Raw genomic sequence first — 26,769 nt, forward strand, 5'->3', positions numbered from 1 at the left:
CGTAGGCTTAACTAAACATTTGGCTTTTAACTAAACTAGAAATCATCCACTAACATGAGGATTATCAACTTGATTGTGGTGCATTGCAGCGCTACGAGGGAGGATTGTATACTTTCTCCGGAAGATTTGGACCGGTTGCACCGGCGTCGCGGATTTAACGGAACAGGCTATCACTACTACATCCGCAAGGATGGAACAGTGCACCTTACCCGGCCCGTGGAACGCATCGGAGCACACGCCAAAGGTTTCAACGCTCACTCGATAGGTATCTGCTATGAAGGTGGTCTGGACTGCCGGGGACGCCCGGCAGATACCCGGACCCCGGCACAGCGGGCTACGCTCCGGCAACTCGTCGGGCAACTACAGGAGAAATTTTCCGGCTGCCGGGTCTGCGGACACCGGGATCTTTCGCCGGACTTGAACGGAAACGGTGAGATAGAACCGGAAGAGTGGATTAAACAGTGCCCGTGCTTCGATGTGGCAAAGGAATTCAAGGAGTTCGGAGAATTTGCCGATAGAACTGATGAGACTGGAAGTACGGAGAAACACAGAGTAACACAACACATTAAAGAACAGAAAGGAGGTAAATGATGGCAATGAAGAAATCAGTATGGGATATGATCCTGAAGGTGGTTATCGCAGTGGCTTCGGCTTTGGCAGGCGTTTTAGGCGCTAATGCGATGAATTTGTAAAAGAGAAATGCTGAATAATCCCCACTATGCAAAATTGTGCGCGCCAGTTTGGCATGGCGGGGCTTTGTAGAATTATCCAATAGTGAATTATAACAATAAACACAATGACTAAACGAATTATATTCATATTATTAGCAGTATTTTGGGGATTGGGACTGCAGGCGCAAACCGTAGAAAAAGATGGTACCTATTATTATGACGCAATACCAGTGACATTCGACATTGGAAAAATGATATTTACGGATGTACGCGATACACGGAAAGTGCCACCTTGGTATAATAGCTTCATTTACATGCCTAAAGGGAGCAGCCATTATCAGAAGACTCAAGGGAATGCCGTTTTTTATCGGATGGAGATTCCGGCTTCGGGAAATGTAATTGTCCATAACTGGAACTCACGCATGGGATTTAGTTCCTTGTTTGTATATCGACTCCTTTCTGAACTTCAGCCAGACAGTGATGTAAACATAGAAGAGGTCGAAATTTTTGAAGAGGGAGACTTTATGTCCCCGGATTTTGATCCGGAGAAGCTTGGTATCCCTGAAGGTGCTTCTCATGGACTTGCTTATATCCATTTGAAAAATTTACCTGCCGGCACCTATTTTATTATTACTGCAGGATATAAATACATGAATGGTTCTGTTCCCAATGGAGAACTGGGAATAACTATTATAGCCGATTTATCACCTGGCATTCCTGATGAACCGGAAATTCTGCCGGAGGAACCGGATAATAGCCCGGTATGCTACCAATACGATCAGTCGGGTAATCGAATTAAAACTAATAAGAAATAGCAATATATATGAAAAATATGATACAAAGATTCATTATTTTAATAATCGCCTCACTGACGGCCCTTTCTGCAAAAGCGCAGGGCGCAACAACATTAGAAGGTGGTAATGACTACGCTAATACGGGGTACGAAGTAGGTGAAATACCTATTCAATACGCCCTTACTCCCACGGGAGCTGTTACCTATCAGGTGGCAATCGATATTCATCCTGATCCGGAAGACTTTCACCCCCGTTTGTCGTTCTGTTACAATAGCCAACAACGTGAAAGCGCATTGGGGTATGGGTGGAATATCAGTGGGCTCTCCGGTATCACCCACGTGGCTGGAACAATCTATTATGATGGAAAATCATCTCCTCTCTCTTTGAACGAAGATAAGTTGATGTTGGATGGTATCCGCTTGTTAAAAACTGGTACGAATAGTTGGCAAAGCGAACAGGGATTCGTGAAAGTGAAAAAATTGGCGAACGGTTCATTGCAAGCTCGTTATCCAGATGGAAACATCGCTTTGTTTGAAGCCTTTGCGCAAGCTCCTTTCAGCTACGTGATGACTTCATATACGAACCGTAAAGGTAGAACTATTAAATATGACTATACTCAGGTTGATAATTTACCTTATATTCGTAAGATTCTGTATGGAGAAGCTGGAAGCGTATATAATGATTCCATAGTATTTACCTATCGCAATGTGACTGATGACATCACACGCTATGTTGATGGAAAAGCATTTAAATATAGTCGTTTACTGGAAAAAGTGGAATCTTTTTATAAAAGTACACTGTGGCGGCGTTATCTGCTTTCTTATCAAAATAGAGGCGTGGATCTGCCGGTACAATTGGATTGCGAGACAGAAAGCGGCAAATTAACTCCTCTGCGTTTCAAGTACGGAGATGGAAGGAGCATTGAGTTTCTTAGTGGGCGTACTATTTATTTACAGAAGTATTTTCCGAATTCTGTTCAGGGAGCCAATTCTCACAGGTCACTTGCCTTGTCACGTGGAAAGTTTAGCCGGGCGTCGAAAAGTGACGGTTTAATTTCGTATCCGGTGTTAGGTGAGTATAAAGAAGACCAGCATTTACTGGTATATAAAGATTTGTCGACTTCTCCCGTTTCTCCCGTCATATTTACAGCAGGAAAAGGCTTTAAGCAATTGGAAGCGGTAGATGTGAATGGGGATGGATTGGAGGAACCGGTAAAAGTGAATTATGATGAAGATCGGTTGATGGTGTCTGTATATACAAATAATGTCGATCCTAATCGTCATTCGGATTATGTATACTCGGAATGGGATGGATATGTTCATGAACGGCAGGTACTTACCGGTGACTTTAATGGGGATGGAAAGGCAGAGCTGCTGGCTATATCCACTTGCTATGATTCGAATAGAAAGAAATATCCGTCACGTGCCTTGCTGGTAGACTTGAATAGCCGTAAAGCGATTTATAATGGAACCTGTTTTGACTTTGCACTGTACCAAGCAGATAGTCGGGCATTGCATGCCGATCGACTGATTCCTATGGATTATAATGGTGATGGAAAAACGGATATCTGTCTGATCAACATAAACGGTCTTTATGTTTACGAGTTTACCGGTGATGGGTTCAGGCAACTGGCATACTCTAGTGCTATTAATATCATGCACTTCAATTTTGAAAGCGGTACTATAAAGGACAGGGAACTGATGGTGGCTGATATGAACGGTGACGGGAATATGGATATTATTCTGGGGCCACGTCGTGTGCATTGTAAGGATGGGTTTAAACACTTCGGAGATGGAATTTGCCATGGTGCATGTGATAGTGAGAGTAATCTGAAAAGCGTTAGTGCGAGTGGATATAAACATTATGTACATCCCTACTCCGGCCAGGAGTGTATGGTTGATCCGAGTGTACCCCAGCGTGACTTGGTGGTCTTTGACTGGAATGTGGAGAACGGCAAGCAGTGGAAGTTTCTGTTATCAACCGGCAACTCTTCCTACAGTTCCGCTAATCCTGGATTTAAAGTGCATACAGAGGAATTGTTCTACTGTTTTCACGAGACGGTTGGGCAGAACTTCATGTTGGTGGATGTGGATAGTGACGGCTTGCCGGATTTGCTGCGTAACGTGCGTGGGAAAATCTATCTTCACTTGAACGAGAATGGAAAAATAAGTCAGAACTATAATATCCGTTCTGTTTTGCAAATGGATAATCTTTCGGCGCAGTTTGCTATGGCTAATGTAGCGCAATCTTACTACTGGTCGGGCGGGCTTATCTGCGTGGACAATGAGAATCTCCATGTATATGATTATTCTCATAACGAGTCAGAACAGCGTATGTTACATGACCTAACCGATAGTTATGGAGTGACTTCGAACCACTATTATATGGATATAATGAAAGTTCCCGAAAGTCGCTATAAGGGTACTTTGAGTCCATCATTTGGGTATATTAGTTACCCACATGCGGTAATGACTCCTCATCTGTATGTTCCGTCATGGCTGAAAAAAACAAAGGGAGGCGAGCAGCTTTCGTGGGAATACTACAACTATACTCATGCCGTTTTCCACTGTACGGGGCTCGGATTCCGTGGTTTCCGGAAAATTGAGACGGAAGACGTTATAAATAAACGTCTGATGACTTCCGTATTTGATCCGGAATTGTTAGGTGCGGAGATAAAAAAGGAAACTCCCACTGATACAGTTGTACGTAAATATGTGTTGGAGAGGGCACAGGATAAAACGATCCTTCTGAAATTACAGAAAGAAACGGTGAAGAATGCTCTCAATGAAACGGAAAAAGTGACTAGGTATGAACATAATGGGTATGGGCAGGTGGTTGCTGTATCCACTTCCTGTGGCGTCCTTAAGGAAACGAAATCGCATGGTTATGAGAATGTGGAAAATAGTGATTTGTATCTATTGGGACTTCCGCTTTATTCCGTGACAAAGAACTTCCGTAATGATTCAACTGTTATCCAGGAAGTAAGAGTAGATTACGACGACCGTTATTGGCCTGTTTGTAGAACAAACTTTATCAATGGAAGTATCACTTCCCAAGAACGTTACGAGTATAACGACCGTTTGCAGCTAATCAAGCAGAAGCAATGCTCTTATGAGTCAACAGATACATTAGGATACACATTTATGTACTACCCTAACGGACGCCTGCTTAAAAAGACTAATGCCATGGGACTATCTATTGACTATACGTATGACCCTGCAACCGGACTTTTGCAAAGCAGTTCTGACGCTAAAGGACGCATCACCCGCTACATCTATGATGCATGGGGACGTCTTATGGAAACCAGCTATCCTGACGGGAGTGCGAAACAGCTATCAATTGCATGGAGCCAGGGAAAGGACCCCGGACTGTATGTTGTAACCGCTACTGAGACCGGAAAACCCGTGACGAAAATGTATTATGACTTTCTCAAGCGTGAAGTGCGTACATCGCAGATTCGCTTTGATGAACGGGAAATGAAAATAGATAAGGTGTATAACCCCAAGACTGGCTTGTTGGAAAAAGAATCACTACCGACTAAGGATAGCGTGGCTTCACACTGGACCCACTTTGTATACGACAAGTTCAACCGTCTTACCTCTACCCGCCACGCCTCGGGGAAAATAGATTCCTGCGCCTATGGAATTTTGACGGACACTGTTCTAGAGAATGGTATTCGCCGCATTCGCAAGTATGACGCTGCGGGACTGATGACGCAGGTTGCGGATAACGGGGGAATTATTGACTATTACTACCGCCCTGACGGACAACCGATAGTAGCAGTAGTAAAGGCGAATCAGAAAGAAATACAGACCCGTTTCTACTACGATAAGTACGGTCGGCGCATTGCTATCAAAGACCCGAGTGCCGGAATCAGGCGTACAGCATACGACGCTGCCGGAAACATATGTAAGGAAACGGATGCTGATAGTCGTGAGATTGTGAAAGAGTACGATTGCTACGGGAGAATAACCAGGCAGACTACCCCTGACATGACAACGGTCTACACCTATGACAATACAGAGAACCTGCTGCTCTCGGCAGTGTCGAGCAATGGCAGTGGTATGTACAACGTTTACGACGGATATGGCAGGCTGGAAATGCAGCGTGAAAAAGCGCCAGACGGCAAGTGGTTACAGAAAACGTATGGCTACACTACCACTGGACTGCCATCCGATGTGGTTTATACTTCTCAAAACGGAACATTGGCTACCGAGCATCTGATTTACCGGAACGGTTTCTTGTCCGAAGTCCGCTTGCAGGACGGGACCTTGGTGTATCGTCACGATGAAGAGAACGAGTTGGGCCAATTGACGAAGCTTACCGCCGGTGGTATGCAACGCAGCTATACCTTTAATGATTGTGGATTACTTACAAGACGCAGCATTATGAGGGCAGACGAAACAGTCATGTTCGACCATAGCTACAGCTTCAATACGGAAACCAACAGTCTAGAGAATCGTACGGATGAGACGAGAGGGTTGTCGGAAAACTTCGGTTATGATGAATTGAACCGCTTACGAATTGAAGGACATAACAGTATCATCTATGACGATTTGGGCAATATTCGCAGGAAGAGTAATGAAAATAACTTGGGCCTGAATTATACTAATCCTAATCGCCCCTATGCAGTGACTGGTTTGGATTACAACGGGGGAGACCCGGTAAAGTCAGGTATTGACATCACTTATACCGCTGCCCAGCGTCCTTCTGTTATCATGCTGGATACGAAGAAAGTCATGTTGACGTACAACGCCAATCATGAGCGCATACGTATGCAGTATTCTGTGAACAATCAGAATGAGTTGACTCGTTACTATCTGGGTGGTAACTACGAAATAGACGAATCTCTTGGCAGTGTCAAAGAAAAGCTTTATCTTGGCGGCGGATATTATGATGCTCCTGCGGTATTAATAAAAGAAGGTAATCGCTTATCTGTTTTCTTTATTCATCGGGATTACTTAGGCAGCATTTTACAAATAGCCGATGCACAAGGAAACGTAGTGGAAGAGAATAGCTTTGATGCTTGGGGAAGATTGCGCAATCCCGCTACCCAAACCGTTTATGCACCAGGTACGGAGCCTGAGCTGATGCTGGATCGAGGCTTTACAGGACACGAGCATCTTTCGTTCTTTGGATTGATTAACATGAATGCCCGTCTGTATGATCCAGTGCTGGGAAGATTCTTGAGTCCTGACCCATATGTGCAGGTGTTGGACTTTACGCAGTCGTATAATCGGTATATGTATGCGATGAATAATCCACTGTGCTATGTGGATCGGAATGGAGAGTTTCTTTGGTTTGTTCCTGTAATTATTGGTGCTGCAATTGGTATGTATTCGGGTGGTGTTATAGCTAATAAAGGACAATATAATCCTGTAAAATGGGATTGGAGCTCCGGTAAAACTTGGGGTTATATGCTTGGTGGTGCTGTTGTAGGCGGTGTGTCAGGTTATGTAGGTGGAGCGATAGCGACTTCAGGAATTCCAATGGCGAACACTGTGGCTATAGCTGGTTCTTCGCTTGTCAACTCGGTAGGTACTTGGGCTTATACCGGTGGACAAACGCCGATATCAATCAGTCTTGGTGCAGTCTCTTACGACTTTACGAATGGAGATTTTGGATATCTCGGCGAAAAAGGGAATTCTGTACTGGAGAATATCGGATATGGGCTTGGAGCACTGGCAAATTTGAGTGATGCGTTGATAGGATTTAATCCTCAAAAGGTTGATTTGGTTACTGAAAATTCGGATGCTGTAGGGCATTCTGCATTAGTAAATGAAGGAACTATGACAGGAACTGGTTTGGGCAATGGAAATCCTGCTAATGCTGACCCTAATGGTATTATTTCAGTCGGTCCCAATAGGTATGTCGACGGGAATGGCAGTTGGCATTGGATGAAAGGAACAAACCATTGGGATACTCATACAGGTGCAGGAGAAGTGTTTTGGCGACAAACTCTTAATGTCAATAAGGGTACAATAATGAAATATGGACAATGGCTTAATAAGATGGAGAATTCTGGCAAATTTATCTATAGCTTGGAATTGAGCAGTTGTGTTACACATACTTCTGTTGCATTGAATTTATCGGGATTGTTCAATATAGGAATACATCCATATCTCTTAAATGCACAAATGTATTTGTGGGGAAATGGTATTAGACCGTGGACTTATAGTTATTTTTTTAATAAATAAAAATGAAACATTTACTTTTAATTCTATTCCTGCCTATGATTTTTAACATTTCATTAATGGGGCAAGATAAATCCGAACAAGACAGGCAAAAAGATATTTTAGACTGTCTTGTCAAAATGGGGGAAGATACTATGGTTACCCTGAATATTTGTGAAAGTAAATATCTGAATTTTAATTATCAAACGATAAAAAGCACATTTGATTTTCACGGAAAGAGAGTTGCATTTTTTAAAGGCAATGCAGGGACGATCAAAAGCACAAAAAAAGAATATTTTGATAGGATAAAGTATTTTGTAAACCAAAAAGGTTACTTGCCCTTATGTACCGATCAATTGGTCATTTTTAACGAAGATCAAGTGGCAAAAACAGGGTATGATGCTGCGATTGTTTATCAAAGTAAAAGATTAGTACCCATAAACGAGGTCGTCAGAAAACTGAGAAAGAGCAAATAGAACTTTTATTCATCAAGTAGGAAGGGAACTGGGTTTGTTTTCTTCCTACTTTCTTTTATGGTTTATATTCAAAAAGCCCCGGACGACACTTGGCTACAGAGAATGTACAGTTACATCGCTGATGGATTGTCGTCCGATATGTATCTTACCCTAATATAAGTCGACTAAAAACAGCCAATTTATATCAGGGTATTTTATATTCTCTAAATTGAATGTTTTTTAGGGCTGTATAATATTCTTCGAAATTATGCATTCGAAAGTATGTAATTTGAATTTTGTTAGTAAAGGGAAATAGAAACTATCTAAAATATAATTTAAGATTTTTCTTAAAAAGTCTCATTTCTCTTTTAGTAGAAAGCTCCTTATAGTTGTATTTATATTATGTATATAGTTTTTCTATAAACTTTGATACATGAATAGTTTGTAGTAACCAAAATCTAAATATTTGATGCCTATGAAAGCATTTACTCTCAAAACTTTGCTTAGTTGTGGCTTCTCACAATCTTTGTACATTTCTTTGATGAAAAAAGGAGGTGCGATTCTTTTATTGGCCTTGTTACCTGTTTCTATGATTTATGCGGATCATGAAACTTCTCCAAAGGATACGGTGAAGTTGGCATACAGTCCACAACAGATTGATGGGGCCGATCTGATGAAGGTGAAAGACGCCAATTTCGTAAACTCCCTGATAGGAAGAGTGGCGGGAGCTGCTATTAATCCCAGTGCTTCCGGTGTGGGTGGTTCAGTAAGGATGGTGTTGCGTGGTTACCGTTCCATATTAAAATCCAACAATGTGCTTTTTACTTTGGATGGTGTACCTTTGCCACGATTGGAGCCAGAGCAATCTTTTAATGTAAATACCTCTAACTGGCAGACTGGTGATGGTATAGCAGCTTTCTCTCCTGATGATATAAAGAGCATTTCTGTTTTGAGTACCGCAGCAGCTTCTACTTTGTATGGTAGTCGTTCCGCTAGCGGTGTGGTGATGATTAATACAAAGAAAGCACATTCCGGAAAACTAAGAGTAGAGTTGGGGAATAGTACCACTTTCAGTTCGCCACTTGTCATGCCTGAATTCCAGCAGACCTACGTGGCGGGGTGGGGAGAAAAGACGAATCATCCTCAGTCATGGAATCCAGCAGACTTTTTCCGTACCGGACATACTATCAATAATTCCCTTAGCCTTTCTATAGGAAATGAATATAATCAAACCCGAGTATCGGCTGTCACAATGAATGGCACTGGCATCATTCCCAACAACGATGTAGATCGTTACAATTTCTCATTCCGGAATACATCTTCTTTATTAAATCATAGACTGAAACTCGACTTTACTTTGAGATATATTCATACCGCAGAACAGAATATGTTATCGCAAGGTATGTATGGTAATCCATTGGTTCCTGTCTATTTGGTACCTGATGTGTTGCAAGAGCGTATTAGCGTCAATCCCGATTATAACTACAAGAATCATTTTGAAGTTTACGATCCGAAACTTGGGGCTAATGCGCAATATTGGCCTTTAGGAAACATGGGGATGGGTATGCAAAATCCTTATTGGATAATCAACCGGAATCTGTACAATCAGAAAAAGAGACGTTTACTAGGTGGGATAGGAGCAAAATATGATTTGATCTCCTGGCTCAATGTGGCGGGGCGTATTCATTACGATCGTGATAAAGAAACTGCCACCGAAAAACTTTATGCGTCTTCTCTTCAAGCCAATCCTTTGGGCTCGTATTATGAGTCTGAAGATAAGAATACCCAGTTTTATTCCGATCTCCTGTTCAATGTCAATAAAAAGCTAGGGGACTTTTCGATTAATGCCACTTTAGGTTCTTCTATTTGTGATACGAAGTTTGATAACTCTTACATTGACGGTGCATTGGGAGTAGTGAATCAGTTTAATTTATCAGGGCTGGATAAACATGGGGGCTCTTACTATAGAGATCAAGACTTCAATTATCACGACCGGGCTACATCATTGTTTATGCTTGCGCAATTGGGATATAAAAACCTGTTATTTCTTGATTTGGGCGGACGAATGGAATGGCTGAAATTCTGGGATGATGATTCAAGTTATTCAACAGATGTTATCTATCCTTCGGTAGGGGTATCTGTAGTCCCAACAGGATGGTTGTCTGATAATCCCAACCGATTCCTTTCGTTTCTAAAACTCAATTATACCTATAGTGAAACCGGTAATAGTTTTACTGATTATATCTTTTTGAATAAAAAAAGGGTGGGTTTGAAGCCCAGATTGGAGGATAATATGCTGGATCCCGAGCATACTAAGTCTCACGAAATAGGACTCAATGCAGGTTTTCTTAATGATAAAATCAGTTTGGCGTTTACAATGTACAAGACATCTACTTCCGATTTACCGTTTGGAGGATATCTTTCTATTCCCTTTCAGGGGGATATTTATTTCATGTATAATGGGGCCAAGGTTGATAATAAAGGTTTCGAGCTTATCTTGAGTACAAATATGAATATCGGGCAGGTAAAGTGGGATGGACGTTTCACTTATTCTATCAATAAGAATGAAGTAAAGCAGCTTTTAGAACCTCAGAAAAATCCTATAACGGGTACCGATTTTAATTTAAAAGAAATCCAAATGGGTAAAGGTATCGGTTGGTATACTCCATTGAAGGAAGGTGGCTCTATAGGTGATATATATATTACAGATTTTCAGAGAGATGCACAGGGGAATGTTATTGTTGATAAATCCTCACAGACTGTCAATCCTGCATACGACTATGTGTATGCAGGTAATACTGATCCTAAATATACGATGGGCTTGGCTAACAGTTTTTTATGGAAAGGCTTTGAACTCGATTTTGTGATTCATGCCCGTTTTGGTGGTGTAGGTGTGTCGATGACGCAAGCTGCTATGGATCGATTTGGTGTCTCGCAGGCTACGGCAATAGCCCGTGATAATGGCGGTGTCTGGGTTAGTGATGAAAAGATTCCGGCAGAGAACTACTTTCGGCAGGTAGGACAGGCATGTACGGGAACAGTGTATACCTATGATGCCACTAATATTCGTCTTGCTGAAATGTCGATAGCCTATCATATCCCCGTTAACCGGTGGGTAAAATGGATACAAGATGTTCGGGTGGCATTAGTGGGACGTAATTTGCTTATGTTGTACAATAAAGCTCCGTTTGATCCGGAATCTACGGCAAGCACGGGAACCTGGGGGCAGGGCATAGACAATTTCCGTCAGCCTAGCTACAGAAACATGGGCTTTTCCGTTAATCTGACTTTTTGATCTTCTTGAAAAAAGAGAACTTGTCCCGATAGGAGCTGTCAAAACTACTTCTGCCTCCTATCGGGAACAACTCTTCTATTAAAAGTCCTTAACGAAACCCCAATCCATCACTTTTTATTTGTTTCTTTGCACCAAATTCGGGTATAGTGTTGTCTTGTCATTCGAGGCAGCACTTAATTTTGCTTAGATAGTTAATGGAGAAACTCAGTATAAATGCTTGTCCGGTGTGTGGCGGTATGCACTTGAAACGCGTCATGACTTGTACGGATTTTTATGCTTCGGGCGAACAGTTTGAACTGTATTCGTGTGAGGACTGTGGATTTACATTCACACAAGGAGTTCCCGTGGAAGCAGAGATAGGCAAGTATTATGAGACTCCCGACTATATTTCTCACACTGATACGCGCAAGGGCGCGATGAATAATATCTACCATTACGTACGTTCTTATATGCTGGGCCGCAAAGCGCGCTTGGTAGCTAAAGAGGCGCATCGTAAAACGGGGCGTTTGCTCGATATAGGTACGGGAACCGGTTACTTTTCCGATACAATGGTTCGCCGGGGATGGAAGGTAGAGGCAGTGGAGAAAAGCCCGCAGGCACGTGAGTTTGCAAAAACACATTTCGAACTGGAGGTAAAGCCCGAATCGGCTCTGAAAGAGTTTGCTCCTGCTAGCTTTGATGTCATCACTCTCTGGCATGTGATGGAGCATCTCGAATCTTTGAATGAGACCTGGGAAACGCTTCGCGAATTGCTGACAGAAAAAGGAGTATTGATTGTGGCAGTACCCAACTGCTCTTCTTATGATGCCAAGCGCTACGGTGAATATTGGGCGGCTTATGACGTTCCCCGTCATCTCTGGCATTTCACTCCGGGCACTATACAGCAGCTGGCTTCCCGTCATGGCTTTATTATGGCGGCACGTCATCCGATGCCGTTCGATGCGTTTTACGTATCTATGTTGAGCGAGAAACATCGTGGCAGTTCATGCAGTTTCCTGAAAGGGATGTTTGCCGGGACGTTGGCCTGGTTCAATGCTTTGGGAAGGAAAGAACGCAGCAGTTCAATGATTTATGTATTCCGAAAAAAGAGATAACGCATGGGAAATCAAAACAAATATAAGTCAGGTTCGATTTTCGACATGCAGTTCATCACGTCGAGTATCAGTACGACATTAGTGTTGCTGTTGCTGGGACTGGTTGTCTTCTTCGTATTGACAGCACACAATCTTTCCGTATATGTCCGCGAGAATATCAGTTTCTCCGTTCTTATCAGTGACGACATGAAAGAAGCGGATATACTGAAACTTCAGAAGAAGCTGAATCAGGAACCTTTCGTGAAACAATCCGAATATATCTCTAAAAAACAAGCACTGAAAGAACAGACGGAAGCAATGGGAACCGATCCGGAAGAATTCTTGGGCTATAACCCTTTTACCGCTTCCATTGAAATCAAACTCCATTCCGACTATGCAAACTCCGACAGCATTGCGAAGATAGAGAAAATGATTAAAAAGAACATCAACATACAAGATGTGCTCTATCGAAAGGAGTTAATTGACGCCGTGAATGATAACATACGAAATATCAGTCTGGTACTGCTTGCCTTGGCGGTAGTGCTTACTTTTATCTCTTTTGCCCTGATAAACAATACCATAAGACTGGCTATTTACTCCAAACGCTTCCTCATTCACACCATGAAGTTGGTAGGAGCGAGTTGGGGATTCATCCGGGGGCCATTCCTTCGAAAGAATGTATGGAGCGGGATATTGGCAGCCATCGTTGCCGATTCCATATTGATGGGGACCGCTTATTGGGCCGTGACGTACGAACAGGAATTGCTTCAGGTCATCACGCCTGAAGTCATGTTGATAGTCTGTGCAAGCGTATTGGCGTTTGGAATTGTAATAACGTGGCTATGCGCCTATTTCTCCATGAATAAATACTTGAGAATGAAAGCAAACAGCCTGTACTATATTTAGCGGATGGCGAATGACTGACGGCAAACCTGTGTTTGCGTGTGATTAGCATCCGTAACAACCGACTGATAGAGTAAGGGAATGATTGAATTTAGTAATTTGTAATTAAATAAACTATGTCTGACAAGCAGAAATTTGCCTTTGATAAAGTGAACTTTATCTTGCTCGCAATAGGGATGGCGATTGTTATTATCGGCTTTCTATTGATGACGGGACCTACATCGTCCGAAACGCTTTTTGAACCCGATATTTTCAGTGTACGCAGAATCAAGGTAGCGCCGGTCGTTTGCCTGTTTGGCTTTATATCTATGATTTATGCAGTATTGCGCAAACCTAAAACACAAAAAACAGAAGAATAAAGATGGGGGATTTAACAACATTTGAGACGATTATTATTGCTATTGTAGAAGGGTTGACAGAGTTTCTACCGGTTTCTTCTACAGGACACATGATTATTACACAAAACATATTAGGAGTAGAAAGTACAGAATTTGTAAAAGCATTTACTGTAATTATTCAGTTTGGCGCAATTCTTTCAGTTGTCTGCCTTTACTGGAAACGCTTTTTCCGGTTGAACCATACACCGGCTCCTGCAGGCGCTTCCGCTTTGAAGTGTTTTCTGCATAAATTCGATTTTTACTGGAAACTGCTGGTGGCTTTTATTCCTGCTGCAATTTTGGGTTTCCTGTTTAGCGATAAGATAGACGAGATGCTGGAAAGTGTAGCGATAGTGGCAGTGATGCTGGTAATCGGTGGTATATTTATGCTGTTCTGCGATAAGATTTTCTCGAAAGGAAGCGAAGATACCGTACTGACAGAAAAAAAGGCATTCAATATCGGTTTGTTTCAGTGTATTGCTATGATACCGGGGGTATCCCGTTCGATGGCTACCATTGTCGGAGGTATGGCCCAGAAGTTGACTCGTAAGGATGCTGCCGAATTTTCATTCTTTCTTGCCGTGCCAACTATGTTTGCGGCAACCGGTTACAAGGTGTTGAAACTCTTCCTGGATGGTGGAACCGAGATTCTTGTCAACAACATGCCGGCACTTATTATCGGTAATGTGGTGGCTTTTGTCGTTGCTTTGCTGGCTATCAAGTTCTTTATTAGCTTTGTTACGAAATATGGCTTTAAGGCATTTGGCTGGTACAGAATTATTGTTGGCGGAACCATTTTGGTAATGCTGTTGCTTGGATACAACTTAGAAATTGGCTGATGAATTTTAAAAAAGGAGAAGTACTGTTTTTCAATAAACCTCTTGGCTGGACTTCATTTAAGGTAGTAGGGCACGCCCGCTATCATATTTGCCGTCGGATTGGAGTGAAAAAACTAAAAGTCGGCCATGCCGGAACGTTGGATCCTCTTGCAACGGGGGTGATGATTGTATGCACAGGCAAGGCAACCAAACGAATAGAAGAGTTTCAATATCACACGAAGGAGTACGTCGCAACGTTGCGTTTGGGCGCTACTACCCCGTCATACGATTTGGAACATGAGATAGATGCCACCTACCCTACCGAGCATATCACAAGGGAGCTGGTGGAAGAAGTGTTGACGCGCTTTATCGGTGCCATCAATCAGGTGCCTCCTGCTTTCTCTGCCTGTATGGTAGATGGTAAACGTGCCTACGAACTGGCCCGAAAAGGCGAAGAAGTCGAACTAAAGGCAAAGCAGCTTGTTATCGACGAGATTGAATTGCTGGAATGTCGCCTGGACGACCCGGAACCGATGATTCAAATCCGTGTCGTATGCAGCAAAGGAACATATATTCGTGCTCTGGCGCGTGATATTGGTGAAGCGCTCCATAGTGGAGCCCATCTGACAGGATTGATCCGCACCCGTGTAGGTGACGTCCGGTTGGAAGACTGCCTGAACCCCGAACACTTTAAAGAGTGGATTGACGGACAGGAAATAGAAAATGAGGAAGAAAATAATTAACGTAATAAGGAATAGATATGAAATTATCACAATTCAAATTTAAGTTACCCGAGGATAAGATCGCTCTACATCCTATGAAATATAGGGATGAGTCTCGTTTGATGGTATTGCATCGTAATACAGGTAAGATTGAGCACAAGATGTTCAAAGATGTGTTGGACTACTTTGATGATAAAGATGTGTTTATATTCAACGATACGAAGGTATTCCCTGCCCGTTTGTATGGTAACAAGGAAAAGACAGGTGCTCGTATCGAAGTATTCTTGTTGCGTGAGTTGAATGAAGAACTTCGTTTGTGGGACGTATTGGTCGATCCGGCACGTAAGATCCGTATCGGTAACAAACTGTATTTCGGTCCGGACGATTCGATGGTGGCCGAAGTAATTGATAACACCACTTCCCGCGGACGTACGCTCCGTTTCCTTTATGACGGACCTCATGACGAGTTCAAAAAGGCTTTGTACTCTTTGGGTGAGACCCCACTTCCCCACTCTATCATCAACCGTCCCGTGGAACCGGAAGATGCAGAACGCTTTCAGTCTATCTTTGCGAAGAACGAAGGTGCGGTGACTGCTCCGACTGCTAGTTTGCACTTCAGCCGTGAGTTGATGAAACGTTTGGAAATCAAAGGTATAGACTTTGCATATATCACTTTGCACGCTGGTTTGGGTAACTTCCGCGACATCGACGTAGAAGACTTGACAAAGCATAAGATGGATTCGGAACAAATGTTTGTAAACGAAATGGCGGTGAAAACCGTTAATCGTGCCAAAGATAACGGCAGAAATGTTTGTGCGGTAGGTACGACTGTGATGCGTGCTATTGAAAGCGCAGTCAGCACCGACGGACATTTGAAAGAATTCGAAGGATGGACTAATAAGTTTATCTTCCCTCCGTATGAATTTACCGTAGCCAATTCAATGATTTCCAATTTCCACATGCCGCTTTCTACCCTGCTGATGATTGTAGCTGCTTTCGGTGGTTATGACCAGGTGATGGATGCTTACCATGTAGCATTGAAGGAAGGTTACCGTTTCGGCACGTATGGAGATGCAATGCTGATTCTGGACAAATAATGGCAAAAGTATATTTGGGACTCGGCACTAACCTTGGAGATAAAGAACAGAATCTCCGGGATGCCGTGCAAAAAATAGAAGAGCAGGTAGGGAAAGTAGTTTCCCTGTCTGCTTTTTATGTTACTGCCCCTTGGGGCTTTGCTTCAGAAAATAGTTTTCTAAATGCGGCCGCTTGTGTAGAGACGGAATTGTCCCCATTGGAGGTATTGCAAGAGACGCAAATGATTGAAAGGGAGCTGGGGCGTACCAAAAAGTCCGTCAACGAAATATATAGCGACCGCCTGATTGATATTGACCTGTTACTTTATGAAGATTTAGTGCTTTCTGTGATTTCTGCTTCCGGAGCAGAGTTAATCCTCCCCCATCCGTTAATGGCAGAACGTGACTTCGTTATGAAACCACTGGCGGAAATTGCTCCCGGATTAGTGCATCCGGTACTCGGAAAAACGATGAAAGAGCTTACTTCTTCTTTTTCTCCGCAATAAACACCGGCAAATAGGCGATGCATCCTATCAGTACTGCATACAGCAAATGAATCTCCTGAAACGGCTTGTCGATGAAATGGCAAACAATGGCATAGATAGCAATCGTGAATCCTACATAGAACGCCAGCACCAAAAGCGTTTTTAATTTCTTATTTAGAATCATTATAAATCTATTTATGTGTTAAATACGTGGCAAAGATACTCATTATCTCCAAAATCTCTTTATCTTTGCAACCGAAATGAAAGTGTGGACAGATTTGAGTAGCTTGCAACCACGGAAAAAAATGCTAAAACACGTCTGATTGACGCCTTTCGGCTTATCCTTTGCAGCACTCGCCTCTCCTACTCTCTCATTCTTGATTCTTATTTTTTAATTCTTAATTTAAGAAAGATGGGATACTTATTTACATCCGAATCGGTGTCAGAAGGACACCCCGACAAGGTAGCCGATCAAATATCGGATGCCGTGCTTGACAAACTGTTGGCTTACGACCCCAGTTCGAAAGTAGCTTGCGAAACACTAGTGACTACCGGACAAGTGGTGCTAGCGGGTGAAGTGAAAACAAAAGCGTACGTTGACCTACAACTCATCGCACGCGAAGTGATTAAGAAAATCGGTTATACCAAAGGAGAGTACATGTTCGAAAGCAACTCTTGTGGTGTACTTTCCGCTATTCATGAGCAAAGCCCCGATATCAACCGTGGTGTAGAGCGTCAGGATCCGATGGAACAGGGTGCAGGCGACCAGGGAATGATGTTTGGTTATGCTACCAATGAAACGGAAAACTACATGCCGCTTTCTCTTGATTTGGCACACCGCATTCTGCAAGTGCTGGCCGACATTCGTCGTGAAGGAAAGGTAATGACTTACCTCCGCCCCGATGCCAAAAGCCAGGTTACTATCGAATATGATGACAACGGAACGCCTGTCCGTATCGATACAATCGTTGTTTCTACACAACATGATGACTTTATCCAACCGGAAGATGACTCGCAAGTTGCTCAACTGAAAGCTGACGAAGAAATGTTGTCTATCATCCGCCGTGATGTGATCGAGATTCTGATGCCTCGTGTAATTGCTTCTATTCATCACGATAAGGTATTGGCACTGTTCAATGATAAAATCATCTATCATGTGAATCCTACCGGAAAATTTGTAATCGGTGGTCCTCACGGAGATACCGGTTTGACCGGTCGTAAGATTATCGTTGATACTTACGGTGGTAAAGGTGCTCACGGTGGTGGTGCTTTCTCCGGAAAAGATCCTAGTAAGGTAGACCGTAGTGCAGCTTATGCAGCACGTCACATCGCAAAGAATATGGTTGCGGCAGGCGTAGCAGACGAAATGCTTGTACAGGTGAGCTATGCTATCGGTGTGGCTCGTCCAATCAATATCTTTGTAGATACTTACGGCCGTTCTCACGTCAACATGACTGATGGCGAGATTGCGCGTGTTATCGACCAATTGTTCGATCTTCGTCCGAAAGCTATCGAGGAACGTCTGAAACTTCGTAATCCTATTTATCAGGAAACAGCCGCTTACGGTCACATGGGACGTGAACCGCAAGTGATAACGAAGAAATTCTTCTCTCGTTACGAAGGAGACAAAACTGTGGAAGTGGAACTCTTTACATGGGAGAAACTCGACTACGTAGATAAAATTAAAGCTGCTTTTGGTCTGTAAAACAGTCTGAAACAGGGCTTAACTTGTTAAGAAAGAGCTGCAATTTCAACTTCCTTTAATGGAAATTGAAGTTGTAGCTCTTGATTTTTAATAAGTTATATTTAAATAAATGTTTTTTGGCTACTAAGTATGTTTTATCGGAAATTGCTACTTTTGTATCGTAAAATAAAACAGACTGCTAAATGAAAACAAGATGTTGTTGTTCTAAACGCTATTTATTGGTGTTCTCTATTTTACTTGTCAGCGTAGGTAGCATTTTTATGTCTGTCTCTCTTTCTTCCTGTTCCTCTCCTTCAGTGAAGAATCAATTGTTATTATGCGCTGATTCATTAATGGAGACATATCCAGATAGTGCTTTGTCTATTTTGGAATCAATTACTTATCCACAGAAGATGCCACGTGCTGACCGGGCGCTTTATGCGCTACTGCTCACCCAGGCACGGCATAAAAACTATATTGCTTTAGAGGATGATTCGTTGATAAAAACGGCTGTTGACTATTATGGCGATAAGAAGAAAAGTCTGCGTGCTGCAAAGGCTCATTATTACTGGGGAGCTATTTATAGCGAGAAAGGATATGCCTCATTTGCCGTCGAAGAATATCTGACGGCAATTCGATTGATGCCTGTTAGGAATGAATTCTTAGCAATGATTTATGATAATCTTGCAGAATGTTATGAAGAGGATCGTTTGTACAATGTAGCAATAGAAAACTATCGTGCGGCTTATCAGATATTGAAAGGCAAAGATGAACAGACATATCCGATGAGAGGGATTGCGCGTGTGTTTTTATTGCAAAATGAAAAGGATAGTGCATTATATTATTATCAACAAGCTCTTGATTGTGCATTGGCAGATCAAGATTCTAGTTTGATAGGAGCTCTTTATCACGATTTAGCTATGGTTTATAGTGAGAAAAAGGATTATATTCAAGCAGATAAATTTGTGTCGAAAGCAATTCTATTACAGGGGCAGGATGCTATTAATACTTGTTTGTCAAAGGCTCAAATTATGTTGAATCTGAATAAACTAGATTCTGCCAGTTATTTTTTTAGTAAGAACATGGATGAGCTTGATATTTATGGAAAGGCCGTTTGTTATGATGGTATGTATCAGATAGCGAAGAGAAAGGGAGAGTGGAAAACTGCAACAGAGAATATGGATGCTTATAAGATACTTTATGATTCTATGCAGATTATGACTGATAATGAGGAGCTAAACCGCCTTATGGATAAACATCAACTGGAAGAGCATAAAAGATTATTGTCAGAGCATACTAGAACGCTAATTTTTAGTTTGATTACTGCATTTTCTTCTTTAATGATTATATGTGTTTTCTGTTTTATGTGGAACGACAGAAAAAGGAAAAAGCATTATATAGCTCTACAGCATGAATTGACCCAAAAACGAGTGGATACTATGCTGTTAAAAGAAGAAGAGCTTTCTGAATCTAATAAGGAACATATAGATAAGAAAAGATCGGAATTGACCGAACAACAGATTCAATTATGTATATCAGTACTTAAAACAACTGATTGCTACGATCAATTGGAAGCGTTGGAGAGAGCAACTCCTAAACAGTTATTGGTGATGCGTAGCTTGAGGAAGGAAATACGTTCTGATATTTCTAATGCATTTGTTGATGTGATGATGAACTTAAAAGAACGTTATCCTGCTTTAACTGGTGATGATGTGTTTTTTTGTGTTCTTTCATTACTTTGTTGCTCAAAAACTGTTGTAATGGAGTTAATGGATGCCACATCAGATGCTCTTAAGACACGTAAAAATCGCATAAAGAATAAAATGGATGCACAAATTTTTGAGCGTGTGTTTGGTGTTGATAATCAGTGAGATGTGATACGAACTTTTTGCTTGTTTTATTTTTTAATGAATGTCTGTTACCATTGTTACCACATAATAATCGTTTCTTTTGCTTCATCTGTGTATTTTTGAAGCGAAATTTTAAACCCATTTATTATGAAAGCTAAATTCTTACCTTTTTTATTGTTGGCTGTTTTACTTCAAGTGAGTACGTTTTCCTTTGCAGATGAAATGATATCTGCGCGTGAAATCAGATTGAAAAATAAAACTAAGGTACAACATCGGTCTATTCCTGTTACTCCTGAAGCTTTTATTGAAAACTCATTATTGTCTATTGATCTTCTTTCTACTGTTCCTGTTGTGACTGTTATTATAAAAGATGCAGAAACAGAAGAAGTTGTTTATACTTCTACTGATTTAAATGTAAATAAGGTTTATGTCGATCTTGCTGGTGAGGAAAAAGGTAAATATATCTTGGAAATACAGCTTTCGGAGGAGGCCTTTACCGGAGATTTTGAATTAGAATAAATCTTTGAAATATATATTATTTGCAACTAACATAATGATGATATACCTAAATCATTAACTGATGAAGCCCCGCTGTTGAAATATATGGCGCATTGCTGAAATGGCGATTAGATGACCGAAAGGGGAAAGATCGGTAAATTCTATCCGTGGGCTTAATAAACCTTGTGAAAGGCGCATAAAGGTATATTGAAACGTAGAATTAAAATCACTTTTTTAAATTGTATGCTGAATACTACTGGTAGGGTGTTCGAATGATTTTATGATTCGAATAATAAAGTTCATTCAGCAACAATTTGATACACCTGTTAGTAGATGAGATATCTGTGATAGATGTATTCTTTGTGAGAAAGGTTCTTGGACTTCTGGATAAGGAGTCCAAGATTTTTTTTATAGGGATAGATAAATGTAGAGATAAAAATGATCTCTGATTAAGTTGAATGTGAATAACGGAATTTTTTCGTAATTTTGCCTTCTCGATATAATAATGGATAGTGATGAAGATGAATCAGATAAATTCCGTATGTGTATATAGCGCTTCCAGTACCAAGATAGACGCTGTTTATTTCCAAGCAGCCGATACTCTCGGGCGTTTGCTTGCCGAACACCGTATTCGTTTGATAAATGGAGCCGGAAGTATTGGCCTGATGCGTTCTGTGGCAGATGCTGTATTGAAAAATGGTGGTGAGGTGACAGGTGTGATTCCTCGTTTTATGGTGGAGCAAAACTGGCATCATACGGGATTGACAGAACTGATTGAAGTAGAATCCATGCACGAACGCAAGCGGAAGATGGCAGATTTGAGCGATGGTATTATTGCTTTGCCCGGTGGATGCGGTACCCTTGAAGAACTGCTGGAGATTATTACCTGGAAACAATTGGGATTATATCTCAATCCGATTGTAATCCTCAATATAAATGGATTCTTCGATCCACTCCTCGAAATGCTTGAAAAAGCTATTGATGAGAACTTTATGCGCCGGCAGCATGGCGATATATGGAAAGTGGCGCAGACGCCGGAAGAAGCGGTTCAATTGCTTTATGAAACTCCTGTATGGGACATTTCCATTCGTAAATTTGCAGCGATATGATAGGCGACACACTAAGTTCCCGAAGTGCGGATACGCTGTCCCTTCTTCGGCAGAACCAGACTAGTCCGGCAAAGGCGGACACTGATAGTCTGCAGTTGGTTGATCTTCATGCTGTGCAAGAAGTTGATTCCGGCTTTGAGGGGACACCTATCTCCTACTCTCCCCGCACGGACGATGCCATTGCGTTGACCTTGCTGGCTTGCTTCTTTCTTTCCTCCATAGCCTTGGCGCGCGGAAAGAAATTTCTCTCCCAACAGGTGAAAGACTTTGTATTGCACCGTGAACGAACGAGTATTTTTGATAGTTCTACGGCAGCCGATGTGCGTTATCTCCTTGTGCTTGTGTTGCAGACTTGTGTCTTGTCAGGTATCACATTTCTCAATTATTTTCATGATACATGCCCTGCTTTGATGAACCGGGTATCCCCCCTCCTTTTGCTGGGTATCTACGTTGGATTCTGCCTTGCTTATTTCTTACTAAAATGGCTGATTTACATGTTTCTTGGGTGGACGTTTTTTGATAAAAATAAGACAAATATATGGCTGGAATCCTATTCTGCGCTCATATATTATGTCGGATTTGCCCTCTTTCCATTCGTTCTTTTTCTAGTTTATTTTGATTTAAGTCTCACAAATTTGGTCATAATTGGGGCTATTATTTTAATTTTCACTAAAATATTGATGTTTTATAAGTGGATAAAGCTTTTTTTTCATCAATTTAGCGGGCTTTTCCTATTAATTTTGTACTTTTGCGCTCTTGAAATAGTACCTTGTTTGCTACTCTATCAAGGTATGATTCAAATGAACAATATTTTGCTAATAAAATTTTAGGACGTTGAAAATTAAAAAAGTACTAGTGTCGCAGCCTAAGCCTGCGTCAGAGAAATCTCCCTATTACGACATAGCTGAAAAGTATGGCGTTAAAATAGATTTCCGACCATTTATTAAGGTTGAAAGTCTTTCGGCGAAAGAATTTCGGCAACAGAAAATTTCGATTCTCGACCACACTGCCGTAATATTCACTTCGCGCCATGCTATTGACCATTTTTTCACTTTGTGTACTGAATTGCGCGTGACAATTCCCGAAACGATGAAGTATTTCTGCGTGACGGAAGCTGTTGCATTGTATATTCAGAAATATGTGCAATACCGCAAGCGTAAGATCTTCTTCGGAGCTACCGGAAAGATTGAGGACCTGATACCTTCCATTGTGAAGCATAAAACGGAGAAATATCTCGTTCCGATGTCAGACGTACACAATGATGATGTGAAAAACTTGCTCGACAAGAATAACATTCAGCATACAGAAGCTGTGATGTATCGTACAGTGAGCAACGACTTTACACCGGACGAGGAGTTTGATTATGACATGTTAGTGTTCTTCAGCCCTGCCGGAGTGACTTCATTGAAGAAGAACTTCCCTGATTTTAATCAGAGAGAGATTAAGATCGGAACTTTCGGCTCTACTACCGCACAGGCTGTACGTGACGCAGGTCTCCGTCTGGATCTTGAAGCTCCTACGGTGCAGGCTCCGTCAATGACTGCCGCACTTGACATGTTTATCAGAGAAAACAATAAATAAACAGAGTGGGTATATATACTTTGTGTAAAGCCGAAAGGCTGAATAGTAAAATTTTGATCGGAAAGATGTTTGAAGGCGGCGTTTCGAAGTCGTTTTCCATCTTTCCGATACGCGTTGTATATATGCCTGTCGAGCAGGGAGAGGTTCCTGCTTCTATACTAATCAGTGTATCGAAACGTCGTTTTAAACGAGCGGTGAAACGCAACCGTGTGAAACGTCAGATACGCGAAGCCTACCGGAAGAACAAATCTCTTCTGGTGGACGAACTGCAACGCCGGGAGCAGCGGTTAGCCGTTGCCTTTATCTATCTGTCGGACGAGCTTATTGCAACTTCCGAATTGGAAGAAAAGATGAAAATAGCGCTTGCGCGCATCTCTGAAAAACTATCCTCATGAAACCTCGTAACTCCCGAATATCTGCCCTGTGGGTATTCGTAACGGGAATTTTGAGGAAAGTATTCTCTTTCTTGTTGCTTGTTCCCATCTACTTTTACCGGGTTTGTATTTCGCCTCTTACTCCTCCCTCTTGTCGATTCACGCCAACTTGCTCGGCTTATGCCGTCGAAGCAATTAAGAAACATGGTCCTATAAAGGGGCTTTATCTCGCTGTGCGACGTATTCTGCGGTGTCATCCCTGGGGTGGCTCCGGCTATGATCCCGTACCTTGAAACAACTGAAAGGAGAAATGAAAAATGAAAAAGAATATGACTGACATTTTGGATATTCATACTCATAAACAGGAGATTGACTCCCAAGGAAAATCCATCATCAATTATCCGCTATTAACGGACTCTCCATTGTATATGCCTTTGGCAAAGAATGCGGAAGTGGCGGTGAGCAGAGGGCTCCTGCTTGAAGAGTATTTAGGTTTTCTGAATGAGGGCGAGGGTTTGGTGGATGCTTTGTCTAACAATGTGTTCTCTGCTAGGAAAGGATATTATTATTCTGCCGGTATTCATCCTTGGGAGTTGGCAGAACGTAATGCCGATCAGCAATTGGCTTTTCTTCAGAAGCAGTTGAAGCATAAGCAGTTTGTGGCTGTAGGAGAGGCCGGGCTGGATAAGCTGGCAGCGGCTCCAATGGAACTGCAGTTGACAATGTTTAAGAAGCAGGTTCAGTTGTCGGAGAAGCATGGCTTGCCGTTGATTATCCACTGTGTGAGAGCGACGGATGAACTGCTGGCCGTGAAAAAAGAATTTCGTCCCCAACAAGCTTGGGTATGGCATGGTTTCCGTGGAAAACCGGAGCAGGCGATGCAGTTGTTGAAAAAGGGTTTTTATCTCTCTTTTGGAGAGTATTATCCTGATGAAACGATGCAGACAGTACCCGACGAACGGTTGTTTCTGGAAACGGACAACAGTTCGCTTGATATTGAAGATATCCTGTGCCGGGCAGCCAAAGTGCGTGGGGTAGAAGTGGAAGCGTTGCGTGAGACGATCCGCCGAAATATCCAAAATGTCTTTTTTAGGGCGTAAGAGTTGTATCTTCCGAGAAAGAGTCGTACTTTTGTCGCACATGGAATTGAAATACAATAAAAACCAAATAATTAAAGAGTAATACGATGAATTTTGTAGAAGAATTGAGATGGCGTGGCATGTTGCAGGACATTATGCCGGGAACGGAAGAGTTGTTAAGCAAAGAGCAGGTGACTGCCTATTTGGGTATCGACCCGACTGCCGATTCGCTACACATTGGTCACCTTTGTGGAGTGATGATCCTTCGTCATTTACAACGCTGCGGTCATAAGCCGCTGGCACTCATCGGTGGCGCTACAGGTATGATTGGAGACCCTTCCGGAAAATCTGCAGAACGTAACCTGCTGAACGAGGAAACATTGCGTCACAATCAGGCATGTATTAAAAATCAGCTTGCCAAGTTCCTCGACTTCGAGTCGGATGTACCTAACCGTGCCGAACTGGTGAACAATTACGACTGGATGAAAGATTTCACTTTCCTCGATTTTGTTCGCGAAGTAGGTAAGCACATCACTGTGAACTATATGATGGCAAAAGACTCTGTAAAACGCCGTCTGAATGGTGAAGCGCGTGATGGATTGTCATTTACCGAGTTCACTTATCAGTTGCTTCAAGGATATGACTTCCTTCATTTGTATGAAACAAAGGGCTGTAAGCTTCAGATGGGTGGTTCCGACCAATGGGGAAACATTACTACCGGTGCCGAATTGATCCGCCGTACCAATGGGGGAGAGGTGTTTGCACTGACTTGCCCGCTGATTACAAAAGCTGACGGCGGTAAGTTTGGTAAAACAGAATCCGGAAATATCTGGCTGGACCCTCGCTATACTTCACCTTACAAGTTCTATCAATTCTGGCTGAATGTAAGCGACTCCGATGCCGAACGTTACATCAAAATCTTCACTTCTATCGAAAAAGAAGAAATTGAAGCGTTGGTTGCCGAGCATCAGACAGCTCCGCACTTGCGTCTCCTTCAGAAACGTCTGGCTAAGGAAGTGACTGTGATGGTTCACTCTGAAGATGATTACAACGCAGCAGTAGACGCGTCGAACATATTGTTCGGTAACGCGACTTCGGAAGCTTTGCGCAAACTGGATGAAGATACTCTTCTTGCTGTATTCGAAGGAGTACCTCAATTTGAGATTTCACGTGACGCATTGGCGGAAGGAGTGAAGGCTGTCGACCTATTCGTTGATAATGCGGCCGTATTTGCGTCGAAAGGCGAAATGCGTAAGTTGGTTCAGGGCGGCGGCGTTTCGTTGAATAAGGAGAAGCTGGCGGCTTTCGATCAGGTGATTACAACTGCTGACTTGCTCGATGAGAAATATCTGCTTGTTCAGCGCGGCAAAAAGAACTATTATCTATTGATTGCAAAGTAATAATGCACGATTCACTCGATAGAACGTAAAAAAGTGAACGAAATATTTGGAGGTTTGCTTGCAAACCTCTATCTTTGCACCGCTTTTTAACAGAAAGCACATAAGTTTGGACTATGGTGTAATGGTAGCACAACAGGTTTTGGTTCTGTTTGTCCAAGTTCGAATCTTGGTAGTCCAACGAAGAAAAGCCCTGAAAGAGACATCTTTCGGGGCTTTTTCTTTCGTGACTCTGAAGTCGTCGTTTTTGTATATCCTTATAAAATTGAAGTATATAGGGGTCAGTCCGAAAACCCTGTGGATATGTTAAATTCACACTGTCAGTTTGCATAATCTAAACATAAAGAATGGTATA

24 protein-coding genes and 1 tRNA gene are annotated in these 26,769 nt (G+C 42.2%); 24 read left to right on the forward strand and 1 reads right to left on the reverse strand.

All coding sequences use genetic code 11. The annotated features are described in order from the left end of the window. Positions 1-54 precede the first annotated feature (54 nt). The 13 genes from LPH68_RS14680 (at position 55) to folK (ending at position 16,863) form a co-directional block, all read left to right on the forward strand. Positions 55-591 (forward strand): N-acetylmuramoyl-L-alanine amidase, encoded by a 537-nt coding sequence (locus LPH68_RS14680; RefSeq protein ID WP_134985718.1) that lies wholly within the window; start codon positions 55-57, stop codon positions 589-591. Positions 592-596: 5 nt separating this feature from the next. After that, complete coding sequence (locus LPH68_RS14685; protein ID WP_005681936.1) at positions 597-692, forward strand: smalltalk protein; 96 nt, start codon at positions 597-599, stop codon at positions 690-692. Between the two features lie 104 nt (positions 693-796). After that, positions 797-1,486, forward strand: a complete 690-nt coding sequence (locus LPH68_RS14690; protein ID WP_151923255.1) for a hypothetical protein — start codon at positions 797-799, stop codon at positions 1,484-1,486. 8 nt (positions 1,487-1,494) lie between these two features. Beyond that, positions 1,495-7,662 carry an FG-GAP-like repeat-containing protein gene (locus LPH68_RS14695; RefSeq protein ID WP_230296966.1) on the forward strand — a complete coding sequence of 2,056 codons (6,168 nt, stop codon included), beginning with the start codon at positions 1,495-1,497 and terminating at the stop codon, positions 7,660-7,662. 2 nt (positions 7,663-7,664) lie between these two features. Then, the gene (locus LPH68_RS14700) at positions 7,665-8,114 is read left to right on the forward strand and encodes a hypothetical protein (protein WP_049701495.1); all 450 of its coding nucleotides are present in this window, start codon (positions 7,665-7,667) and stop codon (positions 8,112-8,114) included. A 454-nt stretch (positions 8,115-8,568) separates the two neighbouring features. Further along, the gene (locus tag LPH68_RS14705; RefSeq protein ID WP_192923084.1) at positions 8,569-11,388 is read left to right on the forward strand and encodes a TonB-dependent receptor plug domain-containing protein; all 2,820 of its coding nucleotides are present in this window, start codon (positions 8,569-8,571) and stop codon (positions 11,386-11,388) included. Between the two features lie 194 nt (positions 11,389-11,582). Beyond that, on the forward strand, positions 11,583-12,482 hold the full coding sequence (locus tag LPH68_RS14710) for a methyltransferase domain-containing protein (RefSeq protein WP_049701497.1): 900 nt from the start codon (positions 11,583-11,585) through the stop codon (positions 12,480-12,482). A gap of 3 nt (positions 12,483-12,485) precedes the next feature. Continuing rightward, positions 12,486-13,367, forward strand: a complete 882-nt coding sequence (locus LPH68_RS14715; protein ID WP_022198918.1) for an ABC transporter permease — start codon at positions 12,486-12,488, stop codon at positions 13,365-13,367. Between the two features lie 113 nt (positions 13,368-13,480). Continuing rightward, a complete protein-coding gene (locus tag LPH68_RS14720) occupies positions 13,481-13,723 on the forward strand; it encodes a DUF3098 domain-containing protein (RefSeq protein WP_009001366.1) in 243 nt (80 codons plus the stop codon). A gap of 2 nt (positions 13,724-13,725) precedes the next feature. Further along, positions 13,726-14,580, forward strand: a complete 855-nt coding sequence (locus LPH68_RS14725; RefSeq protein ID WP_004322592.1) for an undecaprenyl-diphosphate phosphatase — start codon at positions 13,726-13,728, stop codon at positions 14,578-14,580. Beyond that, positions 14,580-15,302: a tRNA pseudouridine(55) synthase TruB gene (gene truB / locus LPH68_RS14730; RefSeq protein ID WP_049701498.1), complete on the forward strand. Its 723-nt coding sequence runs from the start codon at positions 14,580-14,582 to the stop codon at positions 15,300-15,302. Before LPH68_RS14725 ends, truB begins: the two co-directional genes overlap by 1 nt. 17 nt (positions 15,303-15,319) lie before the next feature. After that, positions 15,320-16,378 (forward strand): tRNA preQ1(34) S-adenosylmethionine ribosyltransferase-isomerase QueA, encoded by a 1,059-nt coding sequence (gene queA, locus LPH68_RS14735; protein WP_004302895.1) that lies wholly within the window; start codon positions 15,320-15,322, stop codon positions 16,376-16,378. Beyond that, positions 16,378-16,863 (forward strand): 2-amino-4-hydroxy-6-hydroxymethyldihydropteridine diphosphokinase, encoded by a 486-nt coding sequence (gene folK, locus LPH68_RS14740; RefSeq protein ID WP_151923259.1) that lies wholly within the window; start codon positions 16,378-16,380, stop codon positions 16,861-16,863. The genes queA and folK overlap by 1 nt, the downstream gene beginning before the upstream one ends. On the opposite strand, the gene LPH68_RS14745 is transcribed toward folK, so the two are convergent. Further along, positions 16,838-17,026 carry a hypothetical protein gene (locus LPH68_RS14745; protein ID WP_151923260.1) on the reverse strand — a complete coding sequence of 63 codons (189 nt, stop codon included), beginning with the start codon at positions 17,024-17,026 and terminating at the stop codon, positions 16,838-16,840. The genes folK and LPH68_RS14745 overlap by 26 nt on opposite strands. Before the next feature lie 228 nt (positions 17,027-17,254). On the opposite strand from LPH68_RS14745, the gene metK reads away from it, so the two are divergent. The 11 genes from metK to LPH68_RS14800 all read left to right on the forward strand — a co-directional run bounded on the left by metK (position 17,255) and on the right by LPH68_RS14800 (position 26,595). Beyond that, positions 17,255-18,547, forward strand: a complete 1,293-nt coding sequence (gene metK, locus LPH68_RS14750) for a methionine adenosyltransferase (protein WP_117683631.1) — start codon at positions 17,255-17,257, stop codon at positions 18,545-18,547. A gap of 182 nt (positions 18,548-18,729) precedes the next feature. Continuing rightward, a complete protein-coding gene (locus LPH68_RS14755) occupies positions 18,730-20,397 on the forward strand; it encodes a tetratricopeptide repeat protein (protein ID WP_008641568.1) in 1,668 nt (555 codons plus the stop codon). 126 nt (positions 20,398-20,523) lie between these two features. Next, on the forward strand, positions 20,524-20,895 hold the full coding sequence (locus LPH68_RS14760; RefSeq protein WP_008641569.1) for a DUF3244 domain-containing protein: 372 nt from the start codon (positions 20,524-20,526) through the stop codon (positions 20,893-20,895). Between the two features lie 500 nt (positions 20,896-21,395). Next, positions 21,396-21,983, forward strand: coding sequence for a TIGR00730 family Rossman fold protein (locus LPH68_RS14765; RefSeq protein ID WP_032841920.1), 588 nt, complete (start codon positions 21,396-21,398; stop codon positions 21,981-21,983). Continuing rightward, positions 21,980-22,813 (forward strand): DUF4271 domain-containing protein, encoded by an 834-nt coding sequence (locus tag LPH68_RS14770; protein WP_008641572.1) that lies wholly within the window; start codon positions 21,980-21,982, stop codon positions 22,811-22,813. Before LPH68_RS14765 ends, LPH68_RS14770 begins: the two co-directional genes overlap by 4 nt. Before the next feature lie 4 nt (positions 22,814-22,817). Then, the gene (locus LPH68_RS14775) at positions 22,818-23,564 is read left to right on the forward strand and encodes a uroporphyrinogen-III synthase (RefSeq protein WP_008023747.1); all 747 of its coding nucleotides are present in this window, start codon (positions 22,818-22,820) and stop codon (positions 23,562-23,564) included. Between the two features lie 5 nt (positions 23,565-23,569). Further along, on the forward strand, positions 23,570-23,959 hold the full coding sequence (gene rnpA / locus LPH68_RS14780; RefSeq protein ID WP_118408260.1) for a ribonuclease P protein component: 390 nt from the start codon (positions 23,570-23,572) through the stop codon (positions 23,957-23,959). Then, positions 23,956-24,231, forward strand: a complete 276-nt coding sequence (yidD, locus tag LPH68_RS14785; RefSeq protein ID WP_008023749.1) for a membrane protein insertion efficiency factor YidD — start codon at positions 23,956-23,958, stop codon at positions 24,229-24,231. The genes rnpA and yidD overlap by 4 nt, the downstream gene beginning before the upstream one ends. Positions 24,232-24,255: 24 nt before the next feature. Beyond that, on the forward strand, positions 24,256-25,038 hold the full coding sequence (locus LPH68_RS14790; protein ID WP_120143779.1) for a TatD family hydrolase: 783 nt from the start codon (positions 24,256-24,258) through the stop codon (positions 25,036-25,038). Between the two features lie 86 nt (positions 25,039-25,124). Next, positions 25,125-26,417 (forward strand): tyrosine--tRNA ligase, encoded by a 1,293-nt coding sequence (gene tyrS / locus LPH68_RS14795; protein ID WP_120143781.1) that lies wholly within the window; start codon positions 25,125-25,127, stop codon positions 26,415-26,417. A 107-nt stretch (positions 26,418-26,524) separates the two neighbouring features. Continuing rightward, a tRNA-Gln gene (locus LPH68_RS14800) sits at positions 26,525-26,595 on the forward strand. The last annotated feature ends 174 nt before the right edge of the window (positions 26,596-26,769 follow it).

This window comes from Bacteroides sp. 1_1_30 (assembly GCF_020982715.1).
GTDB lineage: Bacteria > Bacteroidota > Bacteroidia > Bacteroidales > Bacteroidaceae > Bacteroides > Bacteroides xylanisolvens.